The sequence below is a fragment of the Gemmatimonadaceae bacterium genome (genome assembly GCA_036003045.1).
GTDB lineage: Bacteria > Gemmatimonadota > Gemmatimonadetes > Gemmatimonadales > Gemmatimonadaceae > JAQBQB01.
The window spans coordinates 1-23327 of the sequence record DASYSS010000050.1; the positions used below are offsets into that span (position 1 = coordinate 1).

The following is a 23327-nucleotide window of genomic DNA, read 5'->3' on the forward strand; positions in this document are numbered from 1 at the left end:
AACAGAATGCCGTCGTCGTTGCGCCGTGCGCAAAGTTGCAACGTGACGGCCGTCGCCGAGTGTGTGAGCGCATTTTGCACCAGATTGCCCAGCACGCGCTTGATGAGCGATCGATCGGCTTCGAAGACCGGCGCATCATCAGTAACGTCGACCACGGCCGTCGCACCTTCCTGCTGGAACCGAATCGACCACTCGTGCGCGACTTCGTTGAGCAGCGCCGCCGGCGCGATGGGCTGCAAGTCCAGCGTCATCGTGGCTTCTTCGATGCGCGAGACCTCGAGCAAGTCTCCGATTAGCGCGAGCAGATCGTCGGCCTTGCCTTCCGCGTCGGTCAGCATCTTTCGCTGCTCGGCGTTGAGGGGACCGAAGTCGCCGTCGATCAACATCTCTGTCGTGGCGAGAATCGACGTGAGCGGCGTTTTGAGATCGTGCACGATCATCTTCATCAGATCGTCGCGCATCTTCTCGACCTCGCGCAGCTTCCGCAGCGTATCCTCGAGCGAGTCCGTCGTCGCCTTGAGCTTGAGCAGGCTGCGGACGCGTGCGCCGAGCACGAGGCGATTGTGCGGCTTGGTGAGAAAATCGTCGCCGCCCGCCTCGATCGCCTTCACGCGATCGGTGGTGTCGTTGAGCGCGGTGACGAAGATGATCGGAATGCTCTTCGTGCGCGGGTCGCGCTTGATGCGGCGGCACACCTCGAACCCGGTGGAGCGGTCGTCCACCCCCAGATCACCGGCCGGCATCGACACGTCGAGAATGCACAGATCCGGACGCCGCTCGAAGCACATGGCCAGCGCCGACGGGCCGTCGGCCGCCGCGATCGCGCGAAATCCCAACACGTGGAGTTGGTCGAACAACAACTCCACGTTCGCCGACACGTCGTCGGCGACGAGAATCAGCGGGGCGTTCGCGGGCGGGCTGTTGTTCTCCACGTGCGGATCATGGACGAATGCTGAGACCGATGCTGAGGGTCCACGCGCTTTCCGTCGCGTTCAAGTCCGCGCTCCGGTTCGCATGGATCAACGCAAAATCGCTCAACACCCGACCGTTCGCGAACAACGTGCCGAGGCCGACACTCTCGCTCTTTTCCGTCACGGTGTTCGCGTTGGCCGTGAACGGAAGCGTGCGGTCGCGGAGCCCGACGCGCAAGAAGAGCGGCCGCGCGCCCAGCTTGGGCCCGGAAATGTCCGCCCCAACGCTCGTATCCCAGCCGTCGACGCCCTGAAGTCCGGGATTCCCGAGGCTGCCGAGCACCGACCAGTTGTCGTGCGCCGTGCGCACCGAGATGAACGAGTTCGCGACCCCGGTATACGTCAGGGACGCGCCGAAGCGATTCGGAACCCGGGCGCGCGAGAGGATGGTGTCGCCGGCCGACAACGACAGCGGGCCGCCCTGCCTCGCCGACGCGGCGAACGTCAGACCCTTGCCGACAACCTGGACGCCGGCCGACGCCGCCGACCCGCTGAAGCTGAGAATGCGCTGGTTCCGCGCGGTCGCAAAGGCCACCGTGTCGTCGAACGACTGTGTCAACGTCACGAGGTTGCGTCCGGTGATGGCGTGCGCGCCGAGTCCGAAACGGAACCATGTCGTCGGCGACCATCCCGCGGCCAGCTGCACGTCGTTCATGGCCCCCTGGATCTGGAGCTTGGTCGTCATGAGCACCGTGTCGGTGCCCGAGAGCACCTGGGGCGACGCGAAGGTCGTGGTACCAGTTCGATCGAGCAGGCTCGACGAACCGAGGCTCATCACCAACCCGCCTCCGATCGGAATCGCGCCGAAAAAGTTCGGATAGCGCGGCGTCGTGGTATGGTCGGTCCCGTTCTGTGAGTGAACCGTCCTGTATTCCGGTTCCGCCTGCACGTAGATCATTCGCGTCAACAGCAGCGCGACGCTCGCCGGGTTCACCGGCGTCAACGGATCGATCTCCGCCAACGATCCGCCCGCTCCGAGCGTGCGCGTGCTCATCTGGCCCGCCGGAAAGCCGAAACCTTGCAGGCTCAGGCTCGCCTGTGCCGACGCGCGCGACGCGAGACCGGTGGTCCCGATCAGCGCGCCGACCGCGACGAGCCAAAAACCATTCGAGCGAACGCGGAGTCGTATCATTTACGGCAGCCCGTAGTTGATCGCCGGTACGAAGGTGATGCGGAGCCGCGGCCGTAAGGCCGCCGGCGCGCGGGTCGAGAAGAAGTCGATCTGGGCAGGGCGCTGCCCCTCTGTGCCGCTCAGCAGCGCCAGCGCGCGCTGGGCTACTGTCGAGGATTGTCCCTTCCACAGACGCGTCAGTCCCACGACCTCGAACGACCTCACGCCGCTGTCGCTGGGGGCCATGGAGAGCGAATCCAGACCAAACTCGCCGGCGTTCCCCAGGAACTGAAGCATCGAACTGATGTCGGTGACCGTCGGCGCCGACAGCACCGCGACGGGGAAGACTTTGATCGAGTCCTTCGTGTCGACGAAGCGATTCGGCGATTGCGTGAGCAGCAGCGACGCGCGCACGATTGTCGTCGAGTCGATGATGTGCGACGGAATGTTGAAGCGAAGGAACGCGCGCCGCGGCGGCGGCCCGCCCACGCTCAACAGCATCGGGTTGATCGGCTGCGCGCCTTTGACGAGAATGCTGAAGTCCGACAGCGGTCCCGAGAGGAACAGCTGATTGGTCGGCGTGGTCGAGATTGGCGTCACCACAACGGGGGTGGCGGCCGTGTCCTTGGAGGCCTTGATCCGCAGCCCGACCGACTGCCCGCCGGCGGACGAACCGACGCGAATGTCGTAGCCGGGACGCGCAAGCAACCGAAGCCCGACGCGCAGCTTCGTCCCGCTCTTGATCCGGTTTAGAACCGTGTCAGTGGAGATCGGGACGCGAAGCGTGTCGGCGATCGATTCCGGCGCGAAGGTCTTGCTGCCGAGGAATCGGTCGGGACGGAACAGCGTGGCGAGGATCGACGAGACGGTGTCGGTCGCCGCGGTGTCCACGTCGTACGCTTCGATCGTCACCGGCGCCTTCGGGCGCCGCAACGTGTCCTCAGCCGCGATCGGGATCACCAGCTGCGCGCTGTCGACTTCGGTGATGATGCTGTCGGTCGAGCTGGCCCCGGTAAAATCCGTTGGAAGAGTGTCGTAGCGAATGATCGCTCGGCTGTCGAGCGTATCGCCGTGCGACGAGAGCATCAAAAAGACTTCGTTGCCGATCGACGGAATGCCGCCGACAGTCGTGTCGGCGATCACGGCGTCGATGATCGTGTCCTGCAGGGTGACCGCCTGCTCCGGGCAGAGCAGCGGGCATGACTTGCCGCCGTTGGTGTTGTCGCTGCAAGCGGCAATCGCCAACGCCGACGCGACCATGCCAAGGAGGACGGCGCGCTTCTGTTTAATAAGGAACTCTCCGGTCATCGCCGGTGCAGTGAATTCGTGGTGAACGCTCGAGGGAGAAGCTCGTCGAGTGTCCAGCGGGCCTCGCGACCCTCGCGGGTCGTGGACACGACGAGCAGGTGCGGAGAGAACTCCTCCAGCACTTGGCGGCACATGCCGCACGGTGGAGTCGGTTCTTCGGCTTCCGTCGCGATCACGACCGCCTCGAACCGTTGGTTGCCGCGGGCCACCGCTGCCGCGACCGCGCTACGCTCCGCGCAAATACCCGCCGGGTACGACGCGTTTTCGACGTTGCACCCTTCCGCGACGCTGCCGTCGGTGGACAGCAGCGCGACTCCGACCCGAAAGCCGGAATAGGGGGCGTACGCACGATCCATGGCGGCGAAGGCACGCTCGCGCAGCATGGTCATAGTACGTTCGTCGCCGGTCGGCTCCACGCCCGGCCGCTGCTCGACCGCCATGTCAGCGGACGATCGCCTGCGAGAGAAACGACGTCCCGCGGCCTCGGAACCCGATCCCGAACCACTCGGCAACCGACGCGCCCAGATCCGAGAACGTGGAGCGCGTGCCGACGCTGCCCGGCCGAACCCGAGGTCCGAGGACCAACAGCGGCACGCATTCGCGCGCGTGGTCGGTCGACGCGGTCGTCGGATCGTTTCCGTGGTCGGCAGTGATGAAGAGCAGATCGTCCCCTTGAAGCGAGGCCAGCATAGGTGGGAGCGCCGCGTCGAACTCGCGCAGCGCCCCATAAAACCCCGCAGCGTCGTTCCGGTGCCCAAAAGCTTGGTCGAAATCTACCAAGTTCGCTAAAAGTAACCCCTGATCACCGCCAGAAAGCCACTTCGAAATCGCCGTGATCCCATCGGCATTCGAGGCCGTGTGTTTGGACTCGATGCTCCGCCCCGCAAAAAGGTCGTCGACCTTGCCGACCCCGGCGCGCGGCACACCCGCGGCGGCCAGCGCGTCGAGCAGAGTCTCCGAAGGCGGAGCGATGGAGAAATCACGGCGGTTCTTCGTCCGTGTGTACGCGCCCGGCTCGCCGACGAATGGTCGGGCGATGACTCGCGACACGTCGTTCGGCGCCACGAGCATCTCTCGCGCCACCGCGCACACCCGGTACAGCTCGTCGAGCGGCACGACTTGCTCATGGGCGGCGATCTGAAAAACTGAATCAGCCGACGTATACAGTATCAGAGCGCCAGTCCGCTCATGCTCCGGCCCGAACCGATCGATGATCGTCGTTCCACTCGCCGCGACGTTCCCAATGGTCCTCTTCCCGGACTTCGCCTCGAACTCGGCGACGATTTCCTTCGGGAAGCCGTTCGGGTAGGTCGGAAACGCACTGTCGAGATGAACCCCGGCGATCTCCCAGTGACCCGTCGTGCTGTCTTTGCCCGCGGATCGCGGGACCATTTTTCCCCAGGCACCGCTCGACTCGTCCGCACCGCGGGCACGCATGCCGTCGAGTGTCGAGATGTTTCCCAACCCTGCTCTCTCGAGATTGGGCAATGAGAAGCCGCCGACTGCTCGCGACAGGTTGCCAAGCGTATCACTTCCCCGGTCGCCGTAGACGTCGGCGTCCGGCGCCTCGCCGATCCCGACTCCATCGAGAATGATGATCGCCGCTCGACGCGTCATTCCGCCCCTGCTCCGATGTAGCGGCGCGGCAAGCGCCCCCGAAGTCCGGTGAGCACCTCGTAGGGACTCAGCCCGCCGAAACGCGCGACATCCGAAATCGTGATCTCTTCGTCGCCGTCTCGCCCGATCAGCGTGGCGACGTCGCCGGTCTCGCATGGAACGTCCGTCACGTCGAGCATCGTCATGTCCATCGTCACGACCCCGATCACCGGCGCGCGCCGTCCTCCGACCAGCGCGACGGCACGATTTCCGAGGATTCGCCGATATCCATCCGCGTAGCCGATTCCGAGCGTCGCGATCCGACGGCGGCCCATCGCGCGATACGTGGCGCCATAGCTCACCGTCTCACCGTCCTCGATCACGCGAAGATCCACGACTCGCGCGCGAACCGTCGCCACATGACACGGCGTGAGACCACTCTCGACGCCGATGCCGACGCCATAGAGAAAGATTCCGGGCCGCGCCACGGTCCACGGCGATTTTCCTCTGCGTTCAACGGCGGCGCTGTTTTCGGCGTGCAGCATCGCTGGCCGCACTGGGGCGGGGAGCGTCGCGATGGCGCGAGTGAACCGCTCTTCTTGCGTCGCACGAGACTCGTCGGCGGCGTCCGCGGAGTGAAAGTGCGTAAACGCGCCTTCGGGCGGAAACGCCGCAACGAGGTCCGCGATCGAGCCGATGTCGTTCCATTGTATTCCGGCCCGGCTCATCCCCGTATCGATCGCCAACTGCCAGGGACGGCCGGTCTCGCGCCAACGGACGATCGTGTCGCGCGCCCCAAGCGTCGGCGTGAGCCCGGCCTTTGCCGCCGGACCGAGATCGTCGACGAGGAGTGGCGTAAAGACGACGATCGGCCGAGTCACGCCGGCTTGCCGCAACTCTTCGCCTTCGACGACGGTCGCGACGCCAAAACCCCACGGATCCAGCCGTTCCAACGCCCGCGCGACCGGAACCGCACCCAGGCCGTACGCATCCGCCTTGACCATGGGCAGAAGAGGCACGCCGGCTCGTGCCGCGTACGCGGTTCCATTTTGCAAGAGCGCGCCGAGGTCGACATCGACCCAGGCGCGCGCGTTCAAAGCGTGCATTGACCGGTCGTTCAGAGGGCGGGTAGTATACCGGACCCGTGGAGGCTATGCAAGTGAAACCGTCGCTTGAAGATACGTTGTCTCTGATGCGCGACCTTCGTGCCCGCTGCGACTGGGACGCCGCGCAGACGCACGAGTCGCTTCGGCCATACCTGATCGAGGAAGCCTACGAGGTCGACGACGCCATTCGCGGCGGAGACGACCCGAAGCTCCGCGAGGAACTCGGCGACCTCCTCCTGCAAGTCTTGTTTCATTCCGTTCTGGCTGAAGAACGCGGCGCGTTCGACATGCACGACGTCGCTGACACCTTCATCACGAAGATGAAGGCACGGCATCCTCACCTGTACGGCGACGGAGTAAAACAGCCGTGGGAGCGGATGAAGGCCTCTCGGCGGGCGAGCATCGTCGACGGACTACCGGCTGACCTTCCTGCCCTCCACCGCGCCTTTCGACTTCAAGATCGCGCCGCCGGCGTCGGCTTCGACTGGCCAAGTGTCGAAGGCCCGCTCGAGAAAGTCGACGAGGAGATCGCCGAGGTTCGCGCCGAGCTCGCGTCGCCGGCCGCCGACGCGCCGAGTCGCAAGCGCTTGGAGGCGGAGCTCGGCGACCTGCTGTTCGCCGTCGTCAACCTCTGCCGCAAGGCGGACGTCCATCCGGCTCTCGCGCTCGACTCCGCGAACGTGAAGTTCGCGCGCCGCTTCGAAGCCGTCGAACGCATCGCCGCCGAACGCGGTCTCGTCGTCGGTAAGGCCACGCTCCACGAGCTCGACTCGATTTGGGACGAGGTCAAGCGCGGCGAGTAGTCGCCTGGCGCTGCCGCCTGGCACAACAGCGCGCGCACCGCGTCGCGCTTGACCTTTCCCGCCTCCGAGCGGACTGTTCGAGCGAGATGCGCCTCTCACTCCCACCCACGTGGCGAGGCGTGGCCGTCGGCGCGGCGTTGTGGCTCGCGGCCGGCGTGTCTGCGCCGACAGCCAGCGCGCAGGAATTGCGCGGTACCGTCCGCGACAGCGCATCGCGCCAGCCGATTTCGACCGTCGTTTTGATCCTCGCCGACTCCGCCGGCAAGCCGATCGTTCGCAACCTCACCAACGAGCGCGGTGAATTCCGGGTGCAGCTGCCCGTTGGTGCTCGCCGCCTGCAACTCCTTCGCATCGGCTTTCGTCCGCGCGACGTCGCCCTGCCGGCGCCGATCGACGGCGTCGTGAATCTCGATCTCGCGATGCGCATGATCCCGACGCTTCTCGATCCGGTGCAGGTCACCGACTCGCCGAATTGTCCGCGGCGAGACGATCGAGCGGCGGCGCTCGCGCTGTGGGATCAGGCGCGGTCCGCGCTGCTCGCCGCGGTCGTGGCGCGCGAGACGGAGCATACGGTGATGAAGCGGTTGCACTTCGACCGGCAGATGGGACAAGACGGCTTCACGCCCGTGAGTCAGGCCGTGCACGTCGACTCGAGCTCCGGTGCGCGTCCGTTCGTCGCGACCCGCCCGGCGTCTGAGTTCATCGAGCGCGGATTCGTCGACGACAGCGCGAACGTGGCGATATTCAACGGGCCCGATGCGGACGTGATGCTCGACGACGCGTTCCCGCGCGGCTACTGCTTTCAGCTCGCGACGCCCGATCGCGATCGGCCGCATCAGGTCGGCCTCGCGTTCGAGGCGGCCGCGCACAAACGCGGGCGGGTCGACGTCGAGGGTGCCGTGTGGATCGATTCGACGACGCGGTCCCTCGTCGAAATCGTGTTTCGATACGTCGGCATCGACCGCCGCTTCGAGAAGTATGAACCCGGCGGCCGCGTGTCCTTCCACACCATGGCCGACGGAATTCCCATCATCGACCGGTGGTCCATTCGCCCGATCGGTGTGCCCGCGTCGTCGCGCCTCGGCATCGTCGCCGTATTGCCGAGCGACATGCACGAAAGCGGCGGCGAGGTTGCCGGTGTTCGATGGGAGGACGGCCGAACGTGGGCTGCGCCGCTCGGAACCCTGACGGGGATCGTCACCCACGGACACGTTCCCATCGGTGGTCAAATCATCACGCTCGCCGGAACGGACTACTTCGCGATCAGCGATTCGGCGGGCCGGTTCACCATCACCGATCTCGTCCCGGGGCCGTACGCGATAGCGGTCGCGGACACGGTTCTCACGCCGCTCGACATCGTTCTTCGAACTCGGTTGGCGGTCAACGCCGTTCGTGATTCCACCATCAGGGTAGGGTTCGAGGCGCCGACGGCCGACGATTTCGCGGCGCAGCTCTGCTCACAACGCGCGCTCGCGGCCGGACGAGTCATCATCCTTGGGCGCGCCCTGCTCCCCGACGGTTCGCCCGCGGTCGGCGCGGTCGTCGAGACGGCCGTCGTCAAGCTCACGGGCGTCGACGTCGTTTCGAAGGTGAAAGTCGACGGGCGGGGACTCTTCCACGTTTGCGACGTCCCGAAGGGCGCGCGCGTCGAGGTGCGCGCGGAGCGCGAGTCAAGAGCGCTGACGATGTCGGCCAGCAACGTTCACGACGCCGTTCGTCCGGTCGACGTGATGCGTCTTACCCTGCACGCCGACCCGCGGTAGCCGGAGTCCGCGTCTACGGCTTGAGCCGATGCATCATCCGCGGGAACGCGATCACCTCGCGGATGTGTTGCAGCCCACAAACCCACGCCACCGTGCGCTCGAGTCCGAGCCCGAACCCCGAGTGAACGAACGTGCCGTAGCGGCGCAGGTCGAGGTACCAGTCGTATGCATCGACCGGCAGCCCCTCTTCGTGAATGCGATGCAGCAGCTTTTCGAGATCGTCCTCGCGCTGCGAGCCGCCGATGATTTCGCCGTAGCCTTCCGGGGCGAGGCAGTCGTCGCATAACACCGTGCGCGGATCGGCGGGATTCTCTTTCATGTAGAACGCCTTCGCGCCCTTGGGGTAGTTCAACACGAACACGGGCCGGTCGTAGTCGGCCACGAGCAGTGCCTCGTCTTCGGCCCCGAGATCGTCGCCCCAGACGATCGAGCTTCCCTTCCCTTGCAGAATCGTCACGGCGTCGCCGTAGTCCACGCGATGAAACGGCGGCTTCACGCGCTCGAGCGGAGCGGTGTCCCGCTCCAATTCCTTCAGTTCCGCGGCGCGGCGCCCCAGACAACGCTGCACGATGAACGAGACGAAATCCTCTTGCAAACGCATGTTGTCCGCCGAGTCGTTCCACGCGACTTCCGGCTCGATCATCCAGAATTCGGTCAGGTGGCGTCGCGTTTTCGACTTTTCGGCCCTGAACGTCGGCCCGAACGTGTAGATCCGTCCAAACGCCGCGGCCGCGGCTTCGCCATAGAGCTGGCCGGTCTGCGCGAGGTAGGCCGTGCCCTCGTCGAAGTATTTGGTCTCGAACAACCCGCTCCGCTCGCCGATCGCCGCGGTGAGAATCGGCGTGTCGATCCGCAGAAATCCGCGCTCGTAGAAGAAGTCGTGGATCGCCTGCTCGATCTCGTTGCGGATCGAAAAGATCGCGCGTACACGATTGCTGCGCAGCCAAAAGTGCCGGTTGTCGAGCAGGAAATCGATTCCGTGCTCCTTCGGTTGCACGGGGTAGTCGATCGGGCTCGCGCCGAAAACTGTGAGACCCGTCACGCCCAGTTCGTACCCGCCCGGCGCGCGCGGCTCGGCGCGCACCTCGCCCGACACATGGACGGACGTTTCGAGTGTAAGTTCCTTGAAACGCTCCCAAACGTCCGGTGGCAATTGCGTCTTGACGAATACCGCTTGAACGATCCCGGTCCCGTCGCGCAGTACGGCGAACGCCACTTTCCCCGACGATCTGACGTGGGTGACCCAGCCACGAATCGTGACGAGTTGGCCAACGAACTGATTGAGCTCGCCGATTCGCGGAGTCGGGGTGTTCGGCTGGGTCGGCGCGGAATCGGCCATGGTCGTTCGAAGGACGGGCGAAGGAGACGCCTGGGAGGACGCGGACGGTCCCGAGCGAGAGGCTTAAGGCTATACGTGCCTTTCGCTCGTGGGTACCCCTGGCGCGTGAACTGCGGTAGACGCGTCGCTCTATCCGTGGGCGGGCCGATCACCACTGCTGCGTCGTGCGAATGACCCTCCGGTCGAGACTTGGGTTGGGCTTGGTCCTCATCGCGGTCATCCTGGTCGGTCCGCTCGTGTGGGCCATCTGGGGAATTTTCGCCCTGCGCGGCGACGCCAAGAACCTGCGCGAACGTGACTTCGCGGCGTCGCAACTCATCGGCCGGTTGAGCGATGGGTTGAACGATCTGCGACGTCAGGAATTGGCGCTGCTCTTCACACCGTCGGTCAGGAACAAGGAGTTGATGAACCAGGAGTTGCAGCGAGTCGGTGTGTTGACGGACTCGCTGGCCGCGCTCCAACTCCCCGACTATGCGCGCGGCATCGAGCCGTCGGTCGACAGCATGACGCGTGTGGCGCCGGCCGAGTTCGACGCCGCCATCCGGGGAGACACCGCCGCCGCGGACTCGCTGTCGTCCAAGGCATTCGTGCCGGCCCTCACCCGGGCCGATTCTCTCGTCAAACTGGCGGAACGGGCGCTTTTCACGCGCACTTCGGACGACGCCGACGCTGAGGGAGCGCGGATCACGCTCATCGCTTCCGGGTCCGTGCTCGCCCTCATACTGGCGATCGCCGTCGCCGCGGGGGTCGCGTTCTGGCTCACACGGTCGATCACGAGCCCGATACTCGATCTCCGGGCCGGCATGCGCGCGGTGGCCGACGGCGATCTCACGTATCGCCTCGGCACGGTGCCGAGCAAGTCCGACGAGTTCGGGCAGCTCGCCGCCAGCTTCACCGAGATGACGCGCCAGCTGTCGGAGCTCGATAAGCTCAAGGCGGAATTCGTGTCCGTCGCGTCGCACGAGCTCAAGACGCCGATCAACGTCATGATCGGCTATCTACAGCTGCTCGACGAAGGAGTGTACGGACCGGTGGACGTTCGGCACGCCGAGGTGCATCGCACGCTCGTCGTTCAAGCGAACACGCTGGCGCGTCTCGTGAAGCAGCTTCTCGACGTCAGTCGTTTCGAGGCCGGCGGCGGCCGCCTCGAGCTCCGCAGCGTGAATCTCGAAAGCATGCTCGCGGAGCTCGAGCGCTCGTTCCACGTGTTGGCGGTGCAGCGCGAAGTCGCGTTCCACGTCGAGAGCGAGGGCGGGCTCCCGCGCGAAGTGTACTGGGACGACGACCGCATCAACGAAGTCCTCGGCAATCTGTTGTCCAATGCGTTCAAGTTCACACCGCATGGCGGAACGGTGTCGCTCACGATCGAGCCGGACGACGGATCGGTAATCATGCGCGTCACGGACACGGGGGCGGGTATCCCCCCGGAACAGCTGCCGCGCATCTTCGAAAAGTTCTATCAGGCGGACAACCAGCGTGCCCGCGGGATCGGGACGGGCTTGGGACTTGCGATCGCCAAGGAGATTGTCGAAGCGCACGGAGGATGGATCTCGTGCGAAAGCACGCTTGGAGTCGGAACGACGTTCACGATCAGGCTGCCAGTGCGCGCCGTGCGGCGTTCAATCGCGCAGCGCGCCACGCCCGCCATCCCAAGCGCCGCGGCCCTGTGACGCAACGCACGTCGCGCTCGGCCATCCTGGCCGCGTCGGCTGGCCTCGCGCTCGCTTGCGCTCCGATGTCGAGAGTGGTCGGTCCGGCGCCGGTTCGCGCCTGGCCCGGCGCGCTCTCTCGAGCCCAGCACTCGGCCGCGCGCGGTGAATTCGATTTAGCCGACTCTGCGCTGGCGAACTTCGCGACACGCTTTCCCACGAGCGAAGAGGCTCTCGAAGCGTCGTATTGGCGCGCCCTCTTCGAGCTCGATCCGTCGAATCGCTCCGAATCGGTCCCCGGCGCCATCGCGTTGCTCGACACCTACCTCGCCGCCACACGGCCGCGAGAGCACGTGCTCGAGGCGACGACGTTGCGGCGCGTCGCGGGCCAGCTGGACGCGCTGAATCGGCTCGCCGCCGGCGCGATGGCGCAGGCCAAGGACGCGAACGCCGCCGCGGCGATCGCGCGAGCGTTGTCCGACGCGCGCATCGAGACTCCGCGCGCCGCGGCCGAGAGCACCGCCACGGCCGACGCCGAGATCAAGCGCCTGAAGGATGAGCTGGCGAAGGCAAACGCGGAGCTCGAGCGCATTCGCCGGCGGCTCGGACAGCCGCCGCCGTCACCGCGCTGACGCTCTAGCCGACTCGAAACAGTTCGAGCGACCGCGCGTACCGGTCGCCCAACACGCGTCGAAGCCCGGCGTGATCGGGACGCTCGAGCGCCGCGTCGCGCTCCAGGATCGCCGCGGCGGCCTCTCGAGCGCGCTCGCTGAGCGCCTCGTCGCGAAACGGATCGGCGATGCGGAACGTCGGCACGCCGCTCTGCCGCTCGCCGAACAGGTCGCCCATGCCGCGTAGCCGCAGGTCTTCGCGCGCGATCTCGAATCCATCTTCCGTCTGCACGAACACCTGCAGCCGGTCTGCCGCCTCCGGACTCACGTCGCCGAGCAGAATGCAGTAGGACTCTTCCGCCCCGCGGCCGACGCGCCCGCGCAGCTGGTGAAGCTGCGAGAGCCCGAAGCGCTCCGGGTGTTCGACGAGCATCACCGTGGCATTCGGCACGTCGATTCCCACCTCGATCACGGTCGTCGCCACCAGGAGATCGACCGTGCCATCTCGAAAGCGCCGCATGATGTCGTCGCGCTCTTCGCTCGGGATCCGGCCGTGCAGCAGCGCCACGCGTCGATTGGCGAATGGGCCGGCGGCGAGCGTCTCGAACATCGTCGTCGCGGCCTTGAGGTCCGTCTTCTCCGACTCTTCGATGACCGGGTACACGACGTACGCCTGGCGCCCCAGCTCGAGCTGCCGGTCCACGAATTGGAGCACGCGCCCGCGGGCCGACTCTTTCCGCAACGCGGTCGTGATTGGACGGCGGCCGGGAGGACGCTCGTCGAGCATGCTGAGATCGAGATCGCCGTACATCGTGAGCGCGAGCGAGCGCGGGATCGGAGTCGCCGACATGAGCAGGACGTCCGGCGCTTCGCCTTTCGCGGCGAGCGCTTTGCGCTGCTCGACGCCGAATCGGTGTTGCTCGTCGATCGCCGCGAATCCGAGCTTCGAGAACGCCGTTGCCTCTTGCACGAGGGCGTGCGTTCCCACGACCAGCAGCGACTCGTCGCTCGCCAGTCGCGCCGCGATCTCTTTACGCCGCTTCGCGGGCAAACTTCCCGTGAGCAACACGGGCTCGATGCCGAGCGGCGCGAGCAGGCGACTCATCGAGACGGCGTGCTGTTCGGCCAGCAGTTCGGTCGGCACCATGATCGCGGCTTGCCGTGAGTTCTCGATCGCGAGCAGTGCGGCGAACAGCGCGACGATCGTCTTGCCGCTGCCGACATCGCCTTGGAGCAGCCGCTGCATCCGGCGGTCGCTGCACATGTCGGCCACGATCTCGCGGACGGCGCGCACCTGCGCGCCGGTGAGCTGAAATGGGAGCGCTTCGCGCAACGCGGTGGTGAGCTTCCGTTTGTTCACGAAGCGAATTCCCGCCCGCGGTTCGCGGGCCAGCGCCTTCGCTCGCTGATGCAGCAGGTGCACGAAGAACAGCTCCTCGAACGCGAGCCGCGCACGTCCTTGCATCGCTTCGGCGAGCGACGCCGGCCGATGCATCATGCGCAACGCGTCGCCGATGGCCGGAACGCCGGCCGCTTTCACGACGCTCGGCGGCAGATACTCCGTGACCAGCGGCAGCAACGCACCGAGGTGCGCGTCGATGATCGACCGGATCACCTTGAACGACAGTCCTTCCGTGGCCGGATAGACCGACAGCACGCGTCCCGTCGCGGCGCCTTCGTCGTCCCCGAGGTTCACATACTCGCGCGGCTGGAGCTGCCGGCCGTGGAAGAAGCGCACGTTGCCGCTCACCAGCAGCACGTCCCCCTTGCCGATCGTGCGGTCGAGGAATGGCTGGCCGGGCCATGAGACTTCTATCATGCCCGTCTCGTCGCGCAAAACCGCTTGAAAGATTCGCAGCCCTTTCCGCGTCGGCAGAACGCCTTTGGAGATCACCGTGCCGACGACCGTGCCGTGCATGCCCGGCTCGAGACTCTTGATCGGCGTGATCGTGCTCGCGTCCTCGTACCGGTGCGGCACGTGGTACAGCAGATCGCCGGCCGTCGTGATGCCGAGCCGCCGCAGCGCCTCCGCGCGGGCCGGGCCCACGCCTTTGAGGTAAGTGACGGGCGTGTCGAGATACAGACGGCGTCCGCCGCCGGTGTCGGCCGAGCGCCGGTCGCTCTGCGCGGGCGCGCTCACGCTCCGCTCAGGAGCTCCCGTGAGAACGCGGCCGCGTCGAACGCCTCGAGGTCTTCCGCGCCCTCTCCGACGCCAAGAAACTTGACGGGCACGTCGATGGCCTCGTGCACCGCGATCACGACTCCGCCCCGCGCCGTGCCGTCGAGCTTCGTGACGACGAGCCCCGACACCGGCACCGCTTCGCTGAAGATCTTCGCTTGTTGCACGGCGTTCTGCCCGATCGTGCCGTCGAGCACGAGCAGCGTCTCGTGCGGCGCGCCGGGAAGCCGCTTGGCGACGACGCGCGCGACTTTGCGCAGCTCGTCCATGAGCCCTTCGCTCGTGTGCAATCGGCCGGCGGTATCGATGATGAGCACCCCCGCGCCGCGCGCCACCGCGGCGTCGATCGCGTCGAAGGCGACGGCGGCGGGATCGGCCCCCGCTTTCGCGCCGACGAACATCGAGCCGGTGCGATCCGCCCACACACGCAGCTGGTCGATGGCCCCCGCGCGAAACGTGTCCGCGGCGGCGACCATCACCTTGTTTCCGCCGCGGCGCAGGCGCTCGGCCAGCTTTCCGATGAACGTCGTCTTTCCCGCGCCGTTCACGCCCACGACGAGGATGACGGTCGGCGCGGCGAGGGCCAGCCGGAGCGATGGATCGCTGTTTCCGGCGCGCAGCGAAGTTTCGATGCCGCGCGCCAGCACGTCGAGGAACTGCTCCTGGCTCGTGACCCCGCCGCGCTTCGCGCGCTGCTCGACCTCGTCCACCAGCCGCAGCGTCACCGGGACGCCGAAATCCGACTCGAGCAGCAGCTGCTCCAGGCTCTCGAGCGAGGTCGTCGACACGCCGCCGCGGATGAACACGCCGGCATCCATCAACGCGACGTCCTTGATGCGCTGCCACAGCGAGCGCTTTGGTACGTCTCCGGACTTGCGTAAAAGTCTCATGATTCCAGTATGATCAACGCATGCCGCGCCGGCGGCGCAGAACCCACTCGACGCATACCAGCAATATCGCCAACGCGTACGCCCAGCCGGCACCGCGAATCCGCGGCGCCGCGTCGGCCGACAGCGTGCTGCGTGTCTGCTCGCCGGCCTTGACGGTCGGCGAGCGCGGCAGCCACTCGCGCGACGGGTTCACCGGCAAGAGCACCGATCCGCCGCGCGTCGTGACGTCGTAGACACCGGCCGCGAGCGGCGGCGTCTGTGTGACGCTGACACCGGGCGGGAAGCGGAGCGTCAGCGTATCGCCGCGTGGCGCACCATGCTGTTGCACGACCACCGTGACCAGCGAGTCCGCCGCCGAACCGCGTCGCCACCGCACCGGGTCTCCGGCGCGGACGACGCGCTCGTCGGGCACCGCGGCGCGGTGGTCGGCGCGCTCGGCCGCCAGCCAATCGAACACGCTTCCCCACACCGCGGTGAACGCGTCGCCCGAAACACCGCCGCGGAACTTCCAGCGCCAAAGGCCCGACGCCGCGATCACCGCGACCCGGCGCGGCTCCTCCATACCCACGACGACCGGCCTCCGCTCGTCGCCGCGGCCGCGACGCGCTTCGACGCCGACCCAACTTCCCTTGGGCACGTTCGGCGACAGACCCACGGGCGGCAGGCTATCCCACACAACGCCCGACAGGGACGGTGCCAGCGGCGACAGCGGCGCCGCCGACGGGTACCATTCCCCCTCCGTTCCGGTCGTGACGAGGAGCGCGAGAGGCCCGGCCGTCGCCGCCCGAGGCGGGCCGAAGATGGCCGTGTCGCCGTGAATGATGGCCACCGGAGCGTCGTGCAGCGCCTGGCGTACGTCCGCTTCGGACGCGGGCGCCAGCGAGCCGTCGGCGCGCCATTCGCCCGGCGCGACGCGGAAGAATCCGCGACTCGGAATGCCGAGCGACCCGCGCAGCACCGAGAGCGCGTAGCGTGCGTCGAAGTCGGGCGACGTCGACACGAACACCGCGCTGGCCGCCCGCGAGAGATCGACGGCCACGCTCAACGTGTCGTCGTGCGCGTTCGAGTCGCCGGGCGACGACACGGCCGCCTTCAACAGAGTCGAGCCGCTCGCGCCCTGCAGCCGCGCCTTCACGGAGACCGTGCGCTCAGCGAAGGGCGCCATCGAATCCACCGGCGCCGTCGCGATTGGACGGTCGTTCAGTGTCAGAGACAACGAACCCGGCGCCGCGCCGCCGCCGCCGGCCGCGAGCGTGACCCGCACCTCCACCGTATCGCCGCTGACGAGCGCGCGCGGGGCATCGATGGAGACGACGCCTAGATCGCGTCGCGGCGGATGCTTCAGGACGACGAGCCGCGAACCCGCGGGAAGCGACGCCGCCGCGTCCGGATCGTCGATCTCGCCGTCCGTGATGATGAGAAGCGGATGGCCCGCTCCAAGCGCGCGTTCGACGACGGGACGCAGGCGCGTCGTCGGATCCGACGGCGTGCCTGCATCGCTGCCTCGCCGAATCGAATCGCCGAATACGAAAACGCTCTCCGCCGCCCCGCCTCCCGCCCGCTGAGCGCGAGTCAGCGAATCGCGGGCGGCGCGCCACGTCGTCGAATCGTCGCGGACCATGCTCGACGACACGTCGAGCGCGACCCACGCCGAGGCCGGTGCCGCGAAGCCGAGCGGCGCGTCGAGCAGCAACGCGACGATGAGCGAGACCACAGCCGCCCGCAGCAACGCTGCGACGACTGTGAACGCGCCCCCCGTTCGAAGCTCGCGCAGGCCGTATTGAGTGAGCGCCACCACGACGCCGGCAACGACGGCGAGCAGCCAGGCTGACATTGGCCGAAACCTAACGTCGACCCGCGGCAGCCCCCGCGATCAGCGGAGCGCCAGCTTTGCCACGCCCGGGGCGGCGGAGTCGAGATACGAAAGGATGCGGTCGCGGGCCTGCTCGAACTCGTCGCGGTCCGCGGCCGGTACCGGCGCACCGCCGACCGACTTGAGCGCGACTCGCGGGTCGCGCTGTCTGCCCGCGACCAGCACCTCGAAATGCAAATGCGGCCCCGTCGCCAATCCCGTGCTGCCGACGAACGCCACGGTCTGGCCGATCGTGACGCGTGAGCCGGCTCGCACACCCGCCGCGAATCGGCTCAAGTGGCCATAGCGCGTGACGAAGCCGTTTGGATGGCGAATCTCGAGCACGTTGCCATAGCCGTTTCCCCAACCTTCGCGAATCACGACGCCGCTGCCGATGGCCCGCACCGGCGTTCCCGCGTTTGCCGCGTAGTCGGTTCCCTTGTGTTCGCGCCAACCGCCGAGAATCGGATGTTCGCGCCCGCCGAATACACTCGAGATGCGGCGGAATTCGAGCGGCGCGCGAAGGAAGGCGGCCCTCATCGACTTTCCGCTTTGGTCGAAGAATTCGCCGTTCGATGAGTCGTGCGCGAACCGCACTGCCTTGATGACCGACCCTGACAACGTGAATGTCGCCGCGATCAGCTGCCCGATTCGCACGGCGCCTGTCGGCGACACTTCCCGCTCCGCGACCACGCCGAAGTTGTCGCCTACCTGCAGGTCGCGGCTCATGTCCACGCGGTACTCGTAAACGTCGGCGAGCGACCACGCGAGTTGCTGCCGCGCGGCGGCGGGCAAATCACGCCTCGCGCTCTCGTCCATCGCGTCGTACAGATTCGACTCGATCCTCCCGGCGACGATGATCGTGTCCGTCGTCCACCGAACGCGTTCCTCGGCACCCGTCCACCCGTTCCCCGACCGACTCAGGTGCAGCACGCGATCGAGTGACAGTTGAAGCGAGATCTCTGATGGAATCGAGTCCGCGGCGCGGGTCCGCAGGGTGACGAGCATTCCCGCGGGGATGCGCCTCACGTTCAGCGAAGCCGAAGCCGCCGCCCGCATCGCGAGATCGGCGTCCGCGTCGCTCAGCCCACCCCGGTGGAAGAGCGACTGAAGCGACTCGCCGCGACCCAACGTGTCGAACCGGAGCCTCCACGACGGCATCGCCGCCTGCGTCGTGAAGACGTCAGCCGGCCGGTGGGCTTCTTCGGAAAGTCTGGGTGTGAAGCGAATCGCGCCGGCCAAGGCCAGCGCGATGAGGGAGTAGAGAGCGATTCGGAAGAGCGCCGGCTTCAATCCATCTGCCGACGGATGAACGTCGGGATCTCCATGTCGGTGACGTCTTGCGGCGCACGCTCACCGAGGGAAGGCCGGGAGGAGCGGGTGGGATCGGTTGAACGGTTGGCCGTGCCTGCCCCGCCGGTATTGGCCACACGGGTGGGCCGAGTCTGCGGGAACTGGATGACCGGCGACCCGGTGCTCTTGGTCACCGTCGGCGACGTGACGATGTCCGCGGGCCGCGTCGTTCCCATATTGAGGGCACGGTCGAAGCCGGTCGCGATGACCGTCACGCGGATCTCGCCCTGCATGGCCGGCTCGTGGACCGCTCCAAAGATGATCTCGGCGTCGTCACCGACGGCGTCGTGAATGATCTCGTTGATCTGGTGCACTTCGCCGAGCGTGAGGTCCGCGCCCCCGGTGATGTTCACGAGGACGCCGGTCGCGCCCGACACGCTCACGTTGTCGAGCAACGGCGAGCTGATCGCCTGCTGGGCGGCTTCCATCGCGCGATTTTCGCCGCGGCCGATGCCGGTGCCCATGAGCGCGGACCCGCCCGCCTGCATCACGGTTCGGACGTCGGCGAAGTCGACGTTCACGAGCCCCGTGACGCTGATCAGCGAGGAGATGCCCTGGGTCGCATGGAGCAGGACCTCGTCCGCTTTCTTGAGCGCGTCCTGGAACGGAATCCCTTTCCCGACCACCGCGAGTAACCGTTCATTCGGCACGACGATCATCGTGTCGACGTTCTTGCGCATGTCGTTGATACCCTGCTCCGCCTGGCGCATCCGCTTGCGCCCTTCGAACAGGAACGGTTTGGTCACGATGCCGACTGTCAGCGCGCCCGCCTCACGGGCCAGCTCGGCGATCACCGGGGCGGCTCCCGTACCGGTTCCGCCGCCCATTCCGCACGTGATGAACACCAGGTCGGCGCCGGTCAGCGACCGGCCGACTTCATCGCGGTTTTCCTCGATCGCCTGGCGGCCGATTTCGGGCCGCGCGCCGGCGCCGAGACCGCGCGTAAGTTTTTTGCCGATTTGGACTTTGACGTCGGACTTCGAGTTGAGCAGCGCCTGGGCGTCGGTGTTCACCGAGATGAACTCGACCCCCTCGAGGTGCTCGTCGATCATCCGGTTGACGGCGTTGCCGCCGCCCCCGCCGACGCCGACGACCTTCATGCGGGCGTTCTGTGTCGCGCTCTCTTCGAACTCGAAGATCATTGCGGACGGTCCGTACGTCGAATGTTGGCGAGTCGAATCAAGGAAGGAACGACTGGACGACACTACGTCGAGCCGCGGCTCATAGGGCTCGGAAGCGCTCGCGCAATATAATGCTTTCCGGCGTTCCGACTACCCCTTTTGACGACGCCCACGCGAATTCTTCACGAAGAATAGCCGTCCGACTTTTCCACAACCGTGACGTACGTGACACAAATTTGATGCGCCCCGTCTCGGTGCGACGGTCCACCCCGCCAGCATTCTCGAACTCTGATTCCAGTTCCTAGAAAAAGTCCTGGAGCCAGAATTTCAGCTTCGCGGTGATCCCTTCCATTCCCTTGCCGATCGGCGTTCGTCGTGCGCTGGTCGTCGCGGCGCCCAACGCCACCCGGTTGGCGCCGTACTGCGCGAGCCCGACGACCGTCGCGAACCGGGGCGCGTCCACCGTATCCACGAGTCCCCCGACGTTCTGCGTCGGAACCCCGACCCGGACGCCCGTCCCGAAGACTTCGTTCGCCAGCTCGGCCGTGCCGGGCATTGCCGCGGCCCCGCCCGTCAGGACAACGCCGGCGCTCAGCTTCCCCGCGAACCCCGCGGCTGTGATCTCGCGCTGAACGAGGTCGAAAACCTCGTCCATTCGCTGGTGGATGATGTGCGCCAGCAACTCGCGTGGAATGTGGCGCTCACCTTGGGCCGCCGTACTCGGCAGCTGAATCACCTCGCCCGGATCGACCAGTGGTTCGTACGCCGAGCCGAACCGTTCCTTGAGGCGCTCGGCGTCGGCCTGGGTCACGCCGAGTCCGTGGACGATGTCACGCGTCACGTTCTTGCCGCCGAACTTGATCGTCCCGAGGTGCCGGATCTTTCCCTCGTGGAAGATCGCCAAGTCCGTCGTGCTCGCGCCCATCTCCACGTGAGCGACGCCGAGCTCCTTCTCGTCTTCCGTGAGCACGGCGAGCGCCGCGGCCAGCGGCTCGAGCACCAGCTCGCGCAGCTTGTACCCGGCCCGCTCGATCGAGCGGCGCAGGTGGATCGGCGGCGAATTGCCGATCGTCACCAGGTACATCTCGGTCTCGAGCCGCGTGCCGGTCATGCCGATCGGGTCGCGAATCCCCGCGTTCCGGTCGACGGTGTACTCCTGTGGAATCGCGTGCAGGAGCTGACGGTCCGGCGGAATCGCCTGAGCTCGCGCCACCTCGTTCACACGCTCGACGTCAGACAGCGTGATCTCGTCATGGCTGATCGCCACGATTCCTTTGCTCGTCATCGCCTGCGCGTGCTCGCCGGCGATTCCGCAGAAGAGATCCTCGACGTCGGCGCCCGCCATCCGTTCCGCGTCCTCGACTGCTTTCTTGATCGAGTTCGTGGTCTCCTCGATGTCCGACACGACGCCTTGGTGTACGCCCGTCGTGCGCGACTGACCGACGCCCAGCACCTTGATCGTCGGGTGCTTCGGCAGATCGCCCTCCACCTCGGCGATGATGGCGGTGGTCTTGGCCGACCCGATGTCGAGTCCCGCGACGATGCGTTCGGAGTTCATGGAAGTCTGGCGATCACTTGGTCACGGAACCGCAGATCGATTTCCGTTGCCCGCAGTTGCTTCTTCGAGAGGTCCTGCTCCACCGGCTCCACGTCGGCCAGACGCTCCAACGTCAGGTCGTCGTTTGCGCGAACGGTTTCGGTTTGCGTCGCGCCGGTTCCCGCAGGTTTGAGGTCCAACGCGATCTCCCCGTGCCCGGGCCGGCGCGCGCCGCTCACCCGCGCGTACATCGCCGGCATGTTCGCGCGCATCGAGCCCAAGAGCTTGAGCAAGGGAACGTCGCGCTCCATCAGTACCGGTGCGTCCACGGCCACGCGCGTCGGATCGATCGGCAGCGCCGTGCCATGATCGTCATAGGCACGAAGTCCAGTCGGCGCCGACACGAGTGCCACGGGCACTCGTTCGACGATCTCGACGACCAGGGTTCCCGGCAACTTTCTGCGGACGTTCGCGTGCGCCACCCCCGGGTATTGCTCGACTCTCGCGGCCAACGGATGGGTCGGTTCCCAGACAGACGCCAGCGTATCGACGTTCAGCCGAGCGATTATGTCACTGGGGGCCAAATAGCGAGCGCCGATGATCTCCACCCGCCTCACGCGAAAGAATGACATTTCGCGCAGCGCGAGCGGTCCCCAAAACGGCGCCGACCCGAGCACGACGAGCACCGCTCCGCCGATGGCCAGCTTGGTGCGAGTCATCGTGGCGCCCCCCCAGCCGCGCGCGGGTGCCCGAGTTCCTCGAGGAGGGCCGGCCCGACTTTCGTCACGTCGCCGGCCCCCACCGTGAGCACCAGGTCTCCCGCCTGCACGCCTGCCGCGAGGGCGCCCGGCAAGTCCTCGCGCGCGCCGCGCCACGCCAATCGTCCGCCTGCCGCCGTGAGGGCGTCGGCCACGAGGCCCGACGTGACTCCTTCGATCGGACGCTCCCGCGCGGGATAGATCTCGGTCAGATAGACGGCGTCGGCGGCGGCGAGCGCGGATCCGAACTCGCGTGCGAAATCGCGCGTCCGCGTGAATAGGTGCGGCTGAAACGCGATCAGGATGCGTCGGTCGGGAAACGCGCCGCGCGCCGCGGCGAGGGTCGCGGCAATTTCGGTCGGATGATGGGCGTAGTCATCCACCACCAGGACGCCGCCCCGCTCTCCCAGCCGCTGAAACCGCCGCTCGGCGCCGGTGAACGAGGCCAGACCCTGCGCTAGCTCGGCGAACTCGGCGCCGAGCGCCAGACCCGTGCCCACGGCGGCGAGCGCGTTCAACACATTGTGCTGCCCGGGAACGCTCAGCTGCACGCGGCCCAACAGTTCGTCGTCGTACACGACGTCGAAGCTCGAGGTGCCGGCGTGAGATTCGATTCTGCGGGCGATGAGACGCGCGTCGCGCGACGTGATCCCGTAGCGGATTATTTCCGTGGTGCTTGGCGTCGCGAGCCGGTTCGCTCTCGCGTCTTCCGCGCAAAGCACGATCGATCGCGCACCGCGCACGAACTGGGCGAACGCTCGCTCGATGTCGGTGATGTCCGAATAGATGTCGAGGTGATCGGCCTCGATGTTCGTGACGACGGCCACGGTTGGCGACAGCGCGAGGAACGAGCGGTCGTATTCGTCGGCCTCGACGATGTAGAGCCGCTCGCCACCCGCCAGCAGATTCCCTCCCCACGCCGCGACGCGGCCGCCCACCAGCGCCGTTGGCTCACGCCCCGCCGCCGAAAGCGCCATCGCCGTCATCACGGTCGTCGTCGTCTTGCCGTGCGTCCCGGCGATTCCAACGAGCTCGCGGCCGACGGTGACTTCGCCGAGCGCCTCGGCACGGCGAATCACGGGAACCCCCACTTCGTGCGCGCGCATGAGCTCGGGGTGGTTCTTCGGCATCGCCGACGTCACGACGAGTGCGCGCGCGCCATCCACGTGCGACGGATCGTGCGGCACGACGTTCACGCCGAGACGAACCAGGTCGGTGGCCGCCTCCGGGTTCGCGTCGCACCCGGTGACCTTCACGCCGCGCCGAATGAACAGCTCGGCGAGCGCGCTCATACCGGCTCCGGCTATCCCGACAAAGTGAATCGGACGCGCGTCGTTGGGATCGAGGAGAGGCATGTCGTGGATGGGCAATATAGAAACC

At 66.8% G+C, this 23327-nt stretch carries 19 protein-coding genes; 4 read left to right on the forward strand and 15 right to left on the reverse strand.

From position 1 onward, the window contains the following. The 6 genes from VGQ44_12755 to alr all read right to left on the reverse strand — a co-directional run. The coding region (locus VGQ44_12755) for a response regulator (GenBank protein ID HEV8447691.1) at positions 1-932 on the reverse strand (932 nt) is incomplete at its 3' end. Between the two features lie 7 nt (positions 933-939). Continuing rightward, positions 940-2103: a hypothetical protein gene (locus VGQ44_12760; GenBank protein HEV8447692.1), complete on the reverse strand. Its 1164-nt coding sequence runs from the start codon at positions 2101-2103 to the stop codon at positions 940-942. Continuing rightward, entirely contained in the window at positions 2104-3390 is a 1287-nt protein-coding gene (locus VGQ44_12765; GenBank protein HEV8447693.1) for a hypothetical protein, read from the reverse strand. It lies immediately after the preceding gene. Further along, positions 3387-3830, reverse strand: coding sequence for a cytidine deaminase (locus VGQ44_12770; protein ID HEV8447694.1), 444 nt, complete (start codon positions 3828-3830; stop codon positions 3387-3389). Before VGQ44_12770 ends, VGQ44_12765 begins: the two co-directional genes overlap by 4 nt. A 1-nt stretch (position 3831) precedes the next feature. Then, the gene (locus VGQ44_12775; protein ID HEV8447695.1) at positions 3832-5007 is read right to left on the reverse strand and encodes a phosphopentomutase; all 1176 of its coding nucleotides are present in this window, start codon (positions 5005-5007) and stop codon (positions 3832-3834) included. Beyond that, positions 5004-6092 carry an alanine racemase gene (gene alr, locus VGQ44_12780; protein HEV8447696.1) on the reverse strand — a complete coding sequence of 363 codons (1089 nt, stop codon included), beginning with the start codon at positions 6090-6092 and terminating at the stop codon, positions 5004-5006. The genes VGQ44_12775 and alr overlap by 4 nt, the downstream gene beginning before the upstream one ends. Before the next feature lie 47 nt (positions 6093-6139). Here alr and mazG point away from each other — a divergent pair, with 47 nt between their 5' ends. Beyond that, positions 6140-6895, forward strand: coding sequence for a nucleoside triphosphate pyrophosphohydrolase (gene mazG, locus VGQ44_12785; GenBank protein HEV8447697.1), 756 nt, complete (start codon positions 6140-6142; stop codon positions 6893-6895). 86 nt (positions 6896-6981) lie between these two features. Beyond that, positions 6982-8658: a carboxypeptidase-like regulatory domain-containing protein gene (locus VGQ44_12790; GenBank protein ID HEV8447698.1), complete on the forward strand. Its 1677-nt coding sequence runs from the start codon at positions 6982-6984 to the stop codon at positions 8656-8658. A 13-nt stretch (positions 8659-8671) separates the two neighbouring features. On the opposite strand, the gene asnS is transcribed toward VGQ44_12790, so the two are convergent. Beyond that, positions 8672-9997 carry an asparagine--tRNA ligase gene (gene asnS / locus VGQ44_12795; protein ID HEV8447699.1) on the reverse strand — a complete coding sequence of 442 codons (1326 nt, stop codon included), beginning with the start codon at positions 9995-9997 and terminating at the stop codon, positions 8672-8674. 170 nt (positions 9998-10167) lie between these two features. On the opposite strand from asnS, the gene VGQ44_12800 reads away from it, so the two are divergent. Next, positions 10168-11667 carry a HAMP domain-containing sensor histidine kinase gene (locus VGQ44_12800; GenBank protein ID HEV8447700.1) on the forward strand — a complete coding sequence of 500 codons (1500 nt, stop codon included), beginning with the start codon at positions 10168-10170 and terminating at the stop codon, positions 11665-11667. After that, a complete protein-coding gene (locus VGQ44_12805; protein HEV8447701.1) occupies positions 11664-12278 on the forward strand; it encodes a hypothetical protein in 615 nt (204 codons plus the stop codon). Before VGQ44_12800 ends, VGQ44_12805 begins: the two co-directional genes overlap by 4 nt. Before the next feature lie 4 nt (positions 12279-12282). Here VGQ44_12805 and recG read toward each other — a convergent pair whose 3' ends face one another. From recG to murC, 8 genes are all read right to left on the reverse strand, one after another. After that, positions 12283-14397 (reverse strand): ATP-dependent DNA helicase RecG, encoded by a 2115-nt coding sequence (gene recG, locus VGQ44_12810; GenBank protein HEV8447702.1) that lies wholly within the window; start codon positions 14395-14397, stop codon positions 12283-12285. Further along, positions 14394-15326: a signal recognition particle-docking protein FtsY gene (gene ftsY, locus VGQ44_12815; protein ID HEV8447703.1), complete on the reverse strand. Its 933-nt coding sequence runs from the start codon at positions 15324-15326 to the stop codon at positions 14394-14396. Before ftsY ends, recG begins: the two co-directional genes overlap by 4 nt. Positions 15327-15339: 13 nt before the next feature. Beyond that, a complete protein-coding gene (locus VGQ44_12820) occupies positions 15340-17160 on the reverse strand; it encodes a hypothetical protein (protein ID HEV8447704.1) in 1821 nt (606 codons plus the stop codon). Between the two features lie 39 nt (positions 17161-17199). Continuing rightward, positions 17200-18471 (reverse strand): M23 family metallopeptidase, encoded by a 1272-nt coding sequence (locus VGQ44_12825; protein HEV8447705.1) that lies wholly within the window; start codon positions 18469-18471, stop codon positions 17200-17202. Next, the gene (gene ftsZ / locus VGQ44_12830) at positions 18468-19673 is read right to left on the reverse strand and encodes a cell division protein FtsZ (protein ID HEV8447706.1); all 1206 of its coding nucleotides are present in this window, start codon (positions 19671-19673) and stop codon (positions 18468-18470) included. Before ftsZ ends, VGQ44_12825 begins: the two co-directional genes overlap by 4 nt. 280 nt (positions 19674-19953) lie before the next feature. Next, positions 19954-21210: a cell division protein FtsA gene (gene ftsA / locus VGQ44_12835; GenBank protein HEV8447707.1), complete on the reverse strand. Its 1257-nt coding sequence runs from the start codon at positions 21208-21210 to the stop codon at positions 19954-19956. Further along, positions 21207-21908, reverse strand: coding sequence for an FtsQ-type POTRA domain-containing protein (locus tag VGQ44_12840; protein ID HEV8447708.1), 702 nt, complete (start codon positions 21906-21908; stop codon positions 21207-21209). The genes ftsA and VGQ44_12840 overlap by 4 nt, the downstream gene beginning before the upstream one ends. After that, positions 21905-23302 carry a UDP-N-acetylmuramate--L-alanine ligase gene (gene murC / locus VGQ44_12845; GenBank protein HEV8447709.1) on the reverse strand — a complete coding sequence of 466 codons (1398 nt, stop codon included), beginning with the start codon at positions 23300-23302 and terminating at the stop codon, positions 21905-21907. Before murC ends, VGQ44_12840 begins: the two co-directional genes overlap by 4 nt. Positions 23303-23327: the final 25 nt, after the last annotated feature.